This window comes from Asinibacterium sp. OR53, from assembly GCF_000515315.1.
Classification (GTDB): domain Bacteria; phylum Bacteroidota; class Bacteroidia; order Chitinophagales; family Chitinophagaceae; genus Sediminibacterium.
Genome location: NZ_KI911562.1, coordinates 716,177 through 727,947 on the forward strand (window position 1 = coordinate 716,177; position 11,771 = coordinate 727,947).

The 11,771-nt window shown below is 45.1% G+C and carries 8 protein-coding genes; 1 reads left to right on the plus strand and 7 read right to left on the minus strand.

The genetic code is table 11. The annotated features are described in order from the left end of the window. The first annotated feature begins 112 nt into the window (after positions 1 to 112). Positions 113 to 1,684, plus strand: coding sequence for a hypothetical protein (locus SEDOR53_RS0103055; protein WP_026768388.1), 1,572 nt, complete (start codon positions 113 to 115; stop codon positions 1,682 to 1,684). Here the strand turns inward: SEDOR53_RS0103055 and SEDOR53_RS0103060 are convergent. The 7 genes from SEDOR53_RS0103060 to SEDOR53_RS0103090 form a co-directional block, all read right to left on the minus strand. Further along, positions 1,672 to 3,525 (minus strand): PAS domain S-box protein, encoded by a 1,854-nt coding sequence (locus tag SEDOR53_RS0103060; protein WP_026772603.1) that lies wholly within the window; start codon positions 3,523 to 3,525, stop codon positions 1,672 to 1,674. The genes SEDOR53_RS0103055 and SEDOR53_RS0103060 overlap by 13 nt on opposite strands. A gap of 125 nt (positions 3,526 to 3,650) precedes the next feature. Then, on the minus strand, positions 3,651 to 5,168 hold the full coding sequence (locus SEDOR53_RS18485; protein ID WP_026768390.1) for a PAS domain-containing protein: 1,518 nt from the start codon (positions 5,166 to 5,168) through the stop codon (positions 3,651 to 3,653). Positions 5,169 to 5,315: 147 nt separating this feature from the next. Beyond that, the gene (locus tag SEDOR53_RS0103070; RefSeq protein ID WP_026768391.1) at positions 5,316 to 7,100 is read right to left on the minus strand and encodes a long-chain fatty acid--CoA ligase; all 1,785 of its coding nucleotides are present in this window, start codon (positions 7,098 to 7,100) and stop codon (positions 5,316 to 5,318) included. Between the two features lie 64 nt (positions 7,101 to 7,164). Continuing rightward, entirely contained in the window at positions 7,165 to 8,187 is a 1,023-nt protein-coding gene (locus SEDOR53_RS0103075) for a lipopolysaccharide assembly protein LapB (RefSeq protein ID WP_026768392.1), read from the minus strand. Between the two features lie 41 nt (positions 8,188 to 8,228). Further along, positions 8,229 to 9,464, minus strand: coding sequence for a DUF1015 domain-containing protein (locus SEDOR53_RS0103080; protein WP_026768393.1), 1,236 nt, complete (start codon positions 9,462 to 9,464; stop codon positions 8,229 to 8,231). Positions 9,465 to 9,516: 52 nt separating this feature from the next. Then, complete coding sequence (locus tag SEDOR53_RS0103085) at positions 9,517 to 10,461, minus strand: phosphatase PAP2 family protein (protein WP_026768394.1); 945 nt, start codon at positions 10,459 to 10,461, stop codon at positions 9,517 to 9,519. 1 nt (position 10,462) lies between these two features. Beyond that, positions 10,463 to 11,758, minus strand: a complete 1,296-nt coding sequence (locus SEDOR53_RS0103090; RefSeq protein ID WP_026768395.1) for a DUF4833 domain-containing protein — start codon at positions 11,756 to 11,758, stop codon at positions 10,463 to 10,465. Between the last annotated feature and the right edge of the window lie 13 nt (positions 11,759 to 11,771).

Here is an 11,771-nt window from a genome sequence, read left to right on the forward strand (position 1 = left end):
AGGGATATCACTGGCCGATAAGTTCAAAATTGGCGTTATTTTACATCCTGTAAACAGTGCCCGGGGCCTTGTAACCCTTATTGGTATTGGATTTTAGTATAAATGAATTACGATGCCCAACCGTTCTACCGATGCACTTTTCCAGCTGGTTCAATCGCTCGAAAGGTCTGAAAAACGCAACTTCAAGCTCTATATGAACCGGATTTCGGCCGGAGGAGGTGGTGATTTGAAGATTGTGCAGCTTTTCGATGCCCTGGATAAGATGAAACAATATGATGAGGAAGCCCTCCTGAAAAAGAACCCTTCCCTTCAAAAACAGCAGCTTTCCAATCTCAAAGCCCACCTGTACCACGAGCTCCTGGCCAGCCTGCGCCTGTTGAAACAGGAAGAGAATATCGACCTGCAGCTGCATGAGCAGCTCGATTTTGCCCGTTTATTATACAACAAGGGGTTGTATCACCAAAGTTTGCGGATACTCGACCGCATTAAAGACCTGGCCCGTACCAATAACCAGGTCACTTATATCGGGCAGGTATTATTCTTAGAGAAAAAGATCGAATCGCTGCATATTACCCGGAGTATGCAGGACCGGGCGGAGCGGCTCAGCGCCGAAGTGGAAGAAGTGAATGCGCGGCTTTCTGTTATCGGTAAACTGTCAAATCTTTCCCTGCTATTATACAGTTGGTATATCCGTAATGGTCACGCCCGCAATGAAAAAGATACGGCAGCGCTGGATCTTTTTTTCAAGCAGGATGTACTGCAGCATAGCCAGACCTGCAAAGGCTTTTATGAACGACTCTATCTTTATCAGTGTTACTGTTGGTATGCCTTCATTACCCAGGATTTTCTGATGTATTACCGTTATTGCCAGAAATGGGTAGACATTTTCGATAGTGATCCCAAAATGATCGAAATAGAGACTGCTCATTATATCAAGGGCATGCACAACCTCATGAGTGCGCATTTCGATCTCAGGAATTACCAGAAATTCAACGAGTCGATCGAGGTGTTTGAAAAATTCACCGAAACACCTGTGATTCAAGGCAACCAGAACAACCTCATTCAAACTTTCATTTACCTGGTAACCGCCAAGTTGAACAAACATTTCATGGAAGGGACTTTTACAGAAGGGCTCTACCTGGTTCCTTATATTGAAGAGAAGATCAAAGAATACGAATTGTATCTCGACAGGCACCGGATATTGGTATTCTATTATAAAATAGCATCACTCTATTTCGGTAGCGGCGATCATGATAAAAGCATCGATTACCTCAATAAGATCATCAACCTTAAAGTAGACCTACGCACCGATCTGCAATGTTATGCACGCCTGCTTCACCTGATTGCACATTATGAGTTGGGCAATTTTGAATTGCTGGAATACCTGTTGAAATCGGTTTACCGCTTCATGGCCAAGATGGAGAACCTGAGCACTGTTGAAGAAAAGATTTTTGCTTTTTTGAGAAACTCTTTCCGGTTAACGCCCCGTCAGCTGAAACCGCAATTCGAAACGCTGTTACAAACATTGAAACCGCTCGAAAAAAATCGTTTGGAAAGTCGCGCCTTCATGTACCTCGATATCATTTCCTGGCTCGAAAGCAAGATCGACCAGAAACCGGTGCAGGATATTATCCGGCAAAAATTCCTGGATGCCAGGCGTAATAAAACCGATCAAACGGTTTGAGTAGGCGGTTCGATTAGTATTTCTTTTCCGGCAGGGAAAACAATATGCAGTTGGCATCCTTTGTTGGGAGCGCTTTTCAATTCAATACTGCCGTTGTATAGTTCCACGCGGCTGAAAATATTGTTGAGGCCGATGCCCTTTCTCTTTACAGCGGTGTCGAAGCCCTTCCCGTTATCGGCAATGGAAAGGCGAATGAAATCATCCCTGTACAATTCAATGGTAACACAGTTCGCATTGGCATGCTTGATAATGTTGTTGATCTGCTCCTGCACGATCCTGAAAATATTGAGCTTGAACTCGTAGTTGATGTCTTCTTCATAAAAAGATTCGTAGAAAAATTCAATGTTCATCTGGTTCGCCACCAGTATATCTTCCACCAGTCCGTCGATGGCTTTGGCCAGACCAAAATCTTTGATCAGCGGCGTTACGAGCGCCTTGGATAGTTTCCGGATTTCTTCAATGGCGTTGAAAATAAAACCAGAAGATTGTTTCAATAATTCCTGGTGATTATCGCTTCCCTTCAACGCCGTTGCCAGGTACATCATGGCAACTGTGAGCTGCTGGTTCACATTGTCGTGCAGTTCTTTGCTGATCTCATATCTTTCTTTTTCCTGTTCACGTATAACGGCCTCCGTGATCTCTTTCTGCTTCATCTGCCTTTCTTCCTGCAGCTTCTTTTCCATCCGCTTCTTTTCCGTCACATCCCGCGAGTTCGACACAATGCCCCTGATAGAAGGATCTCCAATGAGATTAGTGAGTTTGGTTTCGAGCCAGCGCCATTCCCCATCGGCATTCTTAAACCGGAAGGAAGATATTTCAAGTGATGGTTGTTGACTGATCTGTTTGAGTCGTTTACGTATAAATGTCATATCATCCGGATGGATGAAATCGAATAAATTCCTGCCTACGAGGGTTGATGGCGTATAACCCAGCACTTTTTCTACCGTTGGACTTGAAAAAGTGAAATGGCCATCTGCATCCAGTATTTTGATCATATCTGATCCATTCTGCACCAGCGACCGGAATCTTCTCTCGCTGTTGATGACTTTGAGTTCGGCCAGTTTACGGTCTGTGATGTCCTGCATGGCGCCTATCATCCGGCGGGGTGTTTGACCATGATACAGCAGGTATCCTTTGTCAACCACGTGCGCATAAGTTCCATCGGCCTTCCTGAAACGGAATTCATCCTGCCAGATGGAATGCGTATTGCCGCTGATGGATTTGAACAAACCATCTATGACCCGCTGCCTGTCGTCCGGGTGTATACATTTCTCCCAGAAATCTGCCGAAGTTTTAAAATCGGTGACCTGGTATCCATAAAGTTTGTAGATGTTTTCACCGGCCCAATAAATCTCGTTCGTATCGAGGTTCCAGTCCCACACCATATCATTGGTGGCCTTGGTAACAAATTCATAACGCTCATTACTTTCGCGCAGGTTTTCCAGGTTCCGCTTACGTTCTATGCTGTATTGAATGGATTTGGAAAGCAGCTTCTCATCAAACTCTCCTTTTACCAGGTAATCCTGCGCGCCGTTAGCCATGGTTTCCAACGCTACGTGCATATCTATCATACCTGTTAATACGATGATGGGAATAGAAACGGCATATTGGTTGATGATCTTATAAGATTCCAGCCCATCGCTGTCGGGCAAGGTAAGGTCGAGCAACACCAGGTTGATCTTTTGCAGTTGGAGTACGGTAATAGCTTGTGTCGCATTCGTTACCCTGAAGAGCCTGGCCACAGGCAACGAAGTGGCACCGAGCAACTCTTCCAATAAGAAAAGGTCTCCCGGATTATCCTCTACAATAAGTATGTTCATTGGCAGGTAATGATCGGACATACTCATCTGTTATTTTGAACGGCCTTGGTTTTCCTCATACAAACAGGGATGAAATAAGTTACAAAAAAACATAAACTATTCTGCTATTCCATGTTTTTCCTTTCATTTCATTGAAATGATGAAGATTATTTACCGATTGTCAGGTAAAAACAACTTCCATTCTCTTTGCCAGATTCCACCCATATACTGCCGCCATGCCTTTCTACGATCTTTTTACAAATAGCCAACCCTATACCGGTTCCGCTGTAATTGCCTTTGCTGTGGAGGCGTTGGAACAGCTGGAAAATCTTCTCATAGTGCGCTGCATCAATACCAATACCATTGTCTTCCACGCTGAACAGGTACTGGCTCTCCATTTCTTTGCATGTTATTTTTATCGAAGGCATTTCCTTGCTATGGTATTTCAATGCATTTCCTAACAGATTCTGAAACAATTGAAACATCTGCGTTTTATTCGCATTGATCCTGGGCAGATTGTCTATTTCTACTTGTGCATTTGTTTCCCTGATCTCTTTTTCGAACAAGTTGCAAATATCTTTCAACAACTCATTCATATTTACTTCCTCGTACCCGCTTTTATCCGATCCTACGCGGGAATAAGTGAGCAGGTCCAGGATCAATTTCTTCATCCTTTCAGCGCCATCCAGCGCATAATGGATGTACTTATCTGCCGTTTCGTCGATTTGCCCTTCATATTTTTTCCTGAACAATTGTAAAAAACTGCTCACCATGCGCAAAGGTTCCTGCAAATCGTGAGAAGCTACATACGCAAACCGCTCGAGTTCAATATTTGAAGTAGTCAGTTCCGCAGCCCTTTTTTTCAGGCGTGTGTTCAATTCCCCAAGCAACGCTTCTGCAGCCCTTCTTCTCGTAATATCCTGCGTGGCGCCGATCATGCGAATAGCTTTCCCTTCCTGATTGCGTATGATATATCCCTTGTCGTAAATATAAGCAAAGCTTCCGTCCGCCTTGATGATCCTGTACTCATCATCCCAATAAGCATCCTGCGAATCGTTGAGTGCCCGCGTCCTTTTATCCAGCATGGATTCGAGATCGTCGGGATGCACTTTCTTAATCCAGAAATCCTTGTCTTTTGAAGCTTCTGCCGGATCATATCCGAAATTGGTTTTCAATCCATGCCCTGTTCTTGTAACAATATCCGACTCAAGGTCCCAGTCCCAGATGGCGTCGTTGGTTGCCCTGGCTACGTATAAAAAACGCTCATTACTTTTATAAAGTTCTTCTTCTTTCTCTTTTTTTTCAGTGATATCACGCTGGTTGATGATCACACCCTCCACACCTTTCATGTGCAACAGGTTAACCACCGTAGCTTCCACCCAAACAAAACCGCCCTCTTTTTTTTTGACTCGATATTCTTTTTTGAAGCTCTTGCCCGGTGATTGGATGACCTCTTCAAATTCACTCAATAACCGGTTGAGGTCTGCTTCATAGATCATGTCACGTAATCGCTTTCCTACTACTTCTTCTACTTCATAGCCCATGATCTTTTTTACAGCTGGACTGATATACGTGATCTCCCTGTGTATATTGGCATGGATAATAATGTCCATGCTATTCTCTACCAGCATCCTGAACCGTAGTTCACCGGCACCATCTGAAGCAGCTTCAGCATTTCTAGTCATACAGCAGCATTGGTCTTCGCACAATTTCGCCAAGATTTGCAAAATCGCCAAGAAGATTTATTACACAACAAAAGCACGTTGTGCAGCTTGCTATTAAACTGATTAATAGCAGTTTACGAAGATATTCTATTTAAATAGGAACTGGGGTCAACGATAAATCTGCTCGATCGCTTCTCTGAATTTTTCCATCACTACTTTTCTTTTCAGGCTCAGCTTGGGGGTCATTTCACCTGTTTCGATGGTCCATTCATGTGGCAGCAATTCAAATTTTTTGATTTGTTCAACGTGGTTGAAACCCGTATTGTACTGATCTACCAGTTTCTGATACATTTCCAATACACGGGGTTCACATATCGCTGCCTCATTGGTAGTAAAAGTAATGTTATTTGCTTTCATCCAATCTTTCAGGGCTGCAAAAGCTGGCACAACCAAAGCGCCTACGAACTTACGTTCAGGGCCTACCACCATTACCTGTTCTATGAAACGGCTTTCTTTGAGTTTATTTTCAATGGGTTGTGGGGCAACATATTTTCCCCCGCTGGTTTTGAACAATTCTTTTTTCCTATCGGTGATTCGCAGGAAACCCCCTTCTTCCAATACACCTATATCGCCGGTATGCAACCATCCGTCTATCACCGTTTCGGCCGTGAGATCAGGTCGTTTATAATACCCTTCCATTACACTGGGGCCGCTTACGCATATCTCACCGTCTTCTTCCAGTTTAAGGGTTACTCCTTCTATCACCGGCCCCACTGTTCCTAAGCGGTTACCGCCTTTTGCTTTCCGGTTTACCGCGATAACCGGACTGTTCTCGGTTGGTCCATACCCTTCATAGACAGGTATGCGGGCAGCATTGAAAATACGCAATAGCTTTACCTGGCAGGCCGCTCCTCCGGTTACAATGAAGGCAACATTACCCCCCAGCGCTTCGCGCCATTTGCTGAAGACCAGCTTATTGGCAAGCGCCAACTGCAAACGATACCAGGGCCCACTGCTGTTGTTGTTATCGTATTGAGATGCCAGGCTAACAGACCAGAAAAAAAGTTTACGCTTGATGCCTGTAAGCTCATTGCCTTTGTTCATAATGCGCTCAAACACTTTCTCCAGCAAGCGCGGTACTGTGGTAAACCCATTAGGCTTTACTTCGCGGAGATTGTCTCCAATAGTATCCATGCTCTCTGCATAATAAATACCAATGCCGCTGTAGAGATAGATGTAGGTGACCATCTTTTCGAAAATATGGTTGAGCGGCAGAAAGCTCAGCACTTTATATTGAGGTGCATCTTCAAAAGGGAAACTTATTTTCGAATAATACAGGTTCGAATAGATATTACGGTGACTCAACATCACGCCTTTGGGTGTACCCGTTGTTCCCGATGTATAAATGATGGTAGCCAGTTGCGATACCGGGATGTTCTTTTTGATACGCGCTACTTCCTGTAGCAGATCGTCATTTGCGAGCTCTGTTACCGCACTCCAATGTTCAGCTCCTTCTATCTTGTCAAAGCTGTAAATGGTTTTTATAGAAAGCACACGGCCCGCCACCGATTTTGCTTTTTCATACAGTTCTTTATTGCCTACAAAAATGTATTTTACCGCGGCGTCGTTCAGTATAAATTCCAGTTCAGCCGGGTTGGTGGTAGGATATACAGGCACCAGTATGGCGCCCAGTTGTTGTACTGCAAGATCGGCGAACAGCCATTCGGGCCTGTTATTACTGATGATGGCGATCTTATCGCTGCTCTCGGCGGTCATATCACCGGCGCTCACGCCCAAATGTAACAGGCCGGCGCTGAGCCTGTTCACAATACCCACCACTTCTTCTGTTGAATAAGACACCCATACGCCGTTCTCCTTTGCCGACAGCATATCCTTTTTAGGAAAATGTTGTAACTGGTGTTCCAGGCAATCAAACAATCTTTTCACTGTCATAACAATCGGCACCTTTATAAATGCACCAGGGGTAAGTTAGGCAAAACAGTACAAATAACAAAGCCTAACGGTTCATGTAGTATTGCCCTGCCACCAGTTTAAACACACGGCCTTGTTGAAACGATTTGAAATCGTTGTATTCTTTGGGATGATTGTTCTGCCATATCTGGTAAGCATCTGCGTTGATCACTCCGCCGAACAACCATTGATTGTACGCTTCAAAAATTCCTTCCCGCAAAAGATATTGTTCCTGCTCGAACAAACGGAAAGGATACTGTTGTTTGTTATTACCCTGGAACCATTCCAGGATGAAGCGAGTCCTAATCGTAACCAGGTTGTCGATATTAACGCCGTCTTTCGCCAGCGCCATTGTTTTAGCATAAGTGTTCAGCACTTCTTTTTCAAAGTTGCTGGTACCTTTCGCAGCAACAGCATCCTGCAGGGTATTCCCTTTGAACAGATTCGCGTATGCAAACAATAATCCTTTTTTCACATCTTCTGTCCGGGGTGTAAAGCTTTCCAGGTTCAGGAAGATCTCTCCATATAATATCACCCTGATCCACTCGGCTTTTTTAGCGTAATAGCGTGCTGCATTATAATAATTACTGCTGTAATTAGGATCGGACATGATGCCTTTTTCCCATTTTACAATGGCATCGCCAAGACTGTTATCCATTTCGAGTAACTCACCGTACTCGTTGTAGATAACGCCGCTGTTGGGGAATTTTTTGATAGCTTCTTTGTACAGTTTGCCGCAATCTTTATATGCAGCAATGCTTTTGTAACTCATTCCCAGTATCTGGAAAGTTTGCTCATCGGCATCAGGCCGCTGCACGAGTGGTTTGGCTACCTCTATCGCTTTTGCAAAATCCCTTTTAAGGTAATTGGCAAAGGAGAGATTTTTCAGCAACTCGAGGTTCTGGGGATCTTTCGCCACGGCTTTTTCAAGGACTGTTACAGCATTCGTAAAATCTCCCTGCCGCATCATGGACATGGCTGTTTCCTGTAACTGCTGGGCAGTAGTTTGTTGTCCGTAAGAACCGTGAAACAACAATAAAGCAACGAAAGCTATCAGTGTGTTTTTCATATTATTATTTTGAATCGGCGCCGGATGCCGGCACGCGCTGTTTATTGATAAATAAGATGGGTCAACAATCCATCCCTTAGTTTCGGTTCAAACCAGGTGCTTTTGGGAGGCATTACATTACCGCTGTCGGCAATATCGAACAGCTGTTCGATGGTTACCGGGTACAAGCTGAAAGCAGCTGCCATCTCCCCGCTGTTCACCCTTTTTTCCAGTTCCTGTAATCCGCGTATACCGCCTACGAAATCAATCCTTTTATCGGTACGGGGATCCTCTATACCCAGGATGGGATCAAGTGCATTGTTTTGCAGGATAGTAACATCCAATACACCAATCGGGTCTTCTGTAAACGTGCCTGGTAAGGCGGTGAGCTTGTACCAGCTGCCTTTTAAATACAACCCGAATGTGTGCAGATGGGAAGGCTTGTATGCTGCAGCGCCCACCAACTCTATCGTAAATTTCTCTTTCAATGCCGCTAGGAATTGCGCTGCATCCAGTCCGTTCAGGTCTTTCACCACCCGGTTATAATCCATGATGTATAACTGGTTAGAAGGAAAAAGCGTAGTGAGAAAAAAATCGGCTCCGTTGCCAGTTTTGTTTTCTATCGCTTTGCGCACTTTAGCTGCAGAAGCGGCCCGGTGATGGCCATCAGCAATATAGGTATAGGGAATTTCTGATTCGAAAAGGCCGCTGATCATTTCGCAGGCAGCGGTATCATTGACGATCCAGATGGTATGTTGTATCGCATCATCGGCAACAAAATCATATACCGGCGATTTGGTTTCCTGCCATTCGGCAATGAGGGCATCTACTTTTTCATTGTGACGGTATGCGAGGAAAACATTCCCTGTTTGCGCACCGGAAGTTTTGATATGGTTGATGCGATCCTGCTCTTTCTCCGGGCGGGTGAATTCATGTTTACGGATAATGTCGTTCTCATAATCGTTGATACTGCTTACGCAAACAAGTCCTGTCTGGCTGCGGCCATCCATCACCAACCGGTAGATATAATAACATTCCCTGTTTTCCCTGAAAAGCACATCTCTTTTAATGAATGCCTCCAGGTTTGCTTTCGCCTGCTCATACACTTGCTGTGAATGAATGTCCACAGATTCGGACAGGTCGATCTCGCTTTTGGTAATATGCAGGAAGGAATTGGGGTTGCCTTGTGCTTCAATTTTTGCTTCTGTACTGTTCAATACATCATACGGACGGCTGGCCACTTGCTTGGCCAGTTGCGCATGCGGACGCAGCGCCTTAAAAGGTTTTACTATTGCCATGCGGCAAATATCTGCAAATAATTATAAAAGAAATGTTAGGTTATGGGCTTTCTCAACGTATAGCGTTCTCAAAAGCGGCCAGTCCTTTTTTGACGAGGGATTGTTTTTCCGACAGCCATTTGAACAGGAATATCCCGGCTACCGAACAGGCGATGCCGGCCAGCACATCCAATACATAATGATGGCTCGAATATACTGCCGAGAACCAGATGCCTGCCATTACCAGCACAAACAGGAGGTTGACGGCTCCCAGCTTGTTTTTGACACCGTAATGCAACACGATCAGCGGATATGCGGCATGCAGCGAAGGCATGGCAGCGAACACATTAGAGCTTTTAGCATACAGGGCTTTGAATATCCCCACATGAAAAATACGGTCGAACGCCCCTAGGCCGGCGGTATTGCCTGGTGTGTCCGGAATAAAGCCAAAACCATATTGCTGTACATACCAGGGCGGCGCTGCGGGATAAATATAATAGAACGCAAATCCTATCAGGTTCACCAGCAGAAAGCTGAGCGAGAAATAAAGGAACTGCCTGCGGTCCTTAAAAAATAAAAAGCCCGCGAAAGCCAATGGCACCGGCACCCAGCAGAGATAAAAGATGCCCGAAGCTATATCCAGCAGGGTATAGCGGTGCAAAGACCAATATTCATTGGGTGTCAGCAGCCGGCCGTCTTGCCAGGTGCCAAACAGTTTTTTTTCTGCCTGGTACAGGCTTTCTATATGCACCGTATTGTAATGGTAATTCGGAAATGCCTTCATGTAATCAAAAATGATCCAGAAGACCATGAAAATGGAAAAGCCTGTGATGAATCTGCGGGTGGCGGCAGACAGGTAGTAAAACGTGTTGAACAATGCTACTAGTATCAGTTGATCAGATTTGAATCCAATAAGAAATGACGATAGCAAAAGATAGACAAAAGACAAGATACCCGTTAGCAGCAGGTCTTTTCGTGTGAATAGAGAAACAGTAGTAAGGGAAGAAGGTCTTTGCATATCAGGGTTTAAATCGTTCCATCACTTCTTTGCCGGTTGCTTCATCCCTGCCCTTCAACTCCATATAAATGATGTTGGGCGACCAGAAAGTACCGCCCGGGTCGATGCGGATGAAGATCCTGTTCAGCACCACCATTTTCTGGTTGATATTGGTGTAAACATGGAATTTATTGTCGTGCGTCGATTTCATGAGGTATAAAGTCTGCTTTCTATACGATACAAAATGCAGCTTGTATTTGCCGGCCGATTCCATCTGCGACCTGATGCCGTAAGCGAAAATGCGTTGGATATAGTTGAGCTCTTTTCTCATCCCTCCTTCCGGATAGCGTATCCAGCATACATGCACGGGGTTGTCTTCATCCAGCTCTCCTTTGCTGTTCAGGTTCAGCTCACAAATGATGGTGTTGGTATTCGACGTTCGTTGCAGGTAAAACAACTGCTTGTCATTGCCTTTGGGAACCGGAAAAGTGTCTTGCGGATCGATCACTGTGGCGCTTATAATTGGCTTCACGGTTTTACGGGGCGCTTCATGAGCCTGCGCTGCCATACCCAATACCAGCAGACCTGCCAGCATTACCAGTCTTTGACCTGCATCTCTATGGTTGAGTGCTTTCCCCGCCTGCCGTAAACGATTGATGGCCGTGAGATTGGTGAGTACCGCCATCACTGTAATGGGAACGGTAAAAATAGACATAGTTTCCAGCACATGGAAAGAAACACCCGGAATATACCATTTATGATCGCCGCCAATATAATGAGCCGTGACGCCACAGGCAATCGCAGTGATCCCGATCAGGATCACCCGCTCGGGCCTTTGCATCAACCCGTCTTTACACTGTATGCCCAATCCTTCCGCTCTTGCCCTCGTATAACTTACCATCATAGAGCCGATCATGGCAATGAAAGCAAAAATGGAGCTGAGAAAATAGTGATGCGCCACGAGATAATAACAGATGCCGAAGAACATCACCAACTCACTGTAACGGTCCAGCACCGAATCGTATAAAGCACCAAATGAAGAGCTCATATTTCCCAAACGCGCCACCTGTCCGTCGAGCATATCGAACAGGCCTGCAAACAAAATCAACGCACCGGCCCAGGCCACATAAGAAAGATCGCCACGGTTTCCGCGCTCACCACCCCTGATAAAAATAATGGTTACACCCACATTCAACGCGAAACCAATAGTGGTAACAGCATTGGGGGTGAGCCCTGCTTTGATCAACAGCTTCACAAAAGGGTCTATCACAACATAAATGGCTTTCTGCAATCTTACTCTAAGCGGCGCCTTTTCCATGAATCATGCACTT

What these genes read in the sequence shown, in the direction of transcription:
- SEDOR53_RS0103055 (WP_026768388.1), top strand. Translation starts at nt 113, where the DNA reads ATGCCCAACCGTTCTACCGATGCACTTTTCCAGCTGGTTCAATCGCTC.
- SEDOR53_RS0103060 (WP_026772603.1), bottom strand. Translation starts at nt 3,525, where the DNA reads ATGTCCGATCATTACCTGCCAATGAACATACTTATTGTAGAGGATAAT.
- SEDOR53_RS18485 (WP_026768390.1), bottom strand. Translation starts at nt 5,168, where the DNA reads ATGACTAGAAATGCTGAAGCTGCTTCAGATGGTGCCGGTGAACTACGG.
- SEDOR53_RS0103070 (WP_026768391.1), bottom strand. Translation starts at nt 7,100, where the DNA reads ATGACAGTGAAAAGATTGTTTGATTGCCTGGAACACCAGTTACAACAT.
- SEDOR53_RS0103075 (WP_026768392.1), bottom strand. Translation starts at nt 8,187, where the DNA reads ATGAAAAACACACTGATAGCTTTCGTTGCTTTATTGTTGTTTCACGGT.
- SEDOR53_RS0103080 (WP_026768393.1), bottom strand. Translation starts at nt 9,464, where the DNA reads ATGGCAATAGTAAAACCTTTTAAGGCGCTGCGTCCGCATGCGCAACTG.
- SEDOR53_RS0103085 (WP_026768394.1), bottom strand. Translation starts at nt 10,461, where the DNA reads ATGCAAAGACCTTCTTCCCTTACTACTGTTTCTCTATTCACACGAAAA.
- SEDOR53_RS0103090 (WP_026768395.1), bottom strand. Translation starts at nt 11,758, where the DNA reads ATGGAAAAGGCGCCGCTTAGAGTAAGATTGCAGAAAGCCATTTATGTT.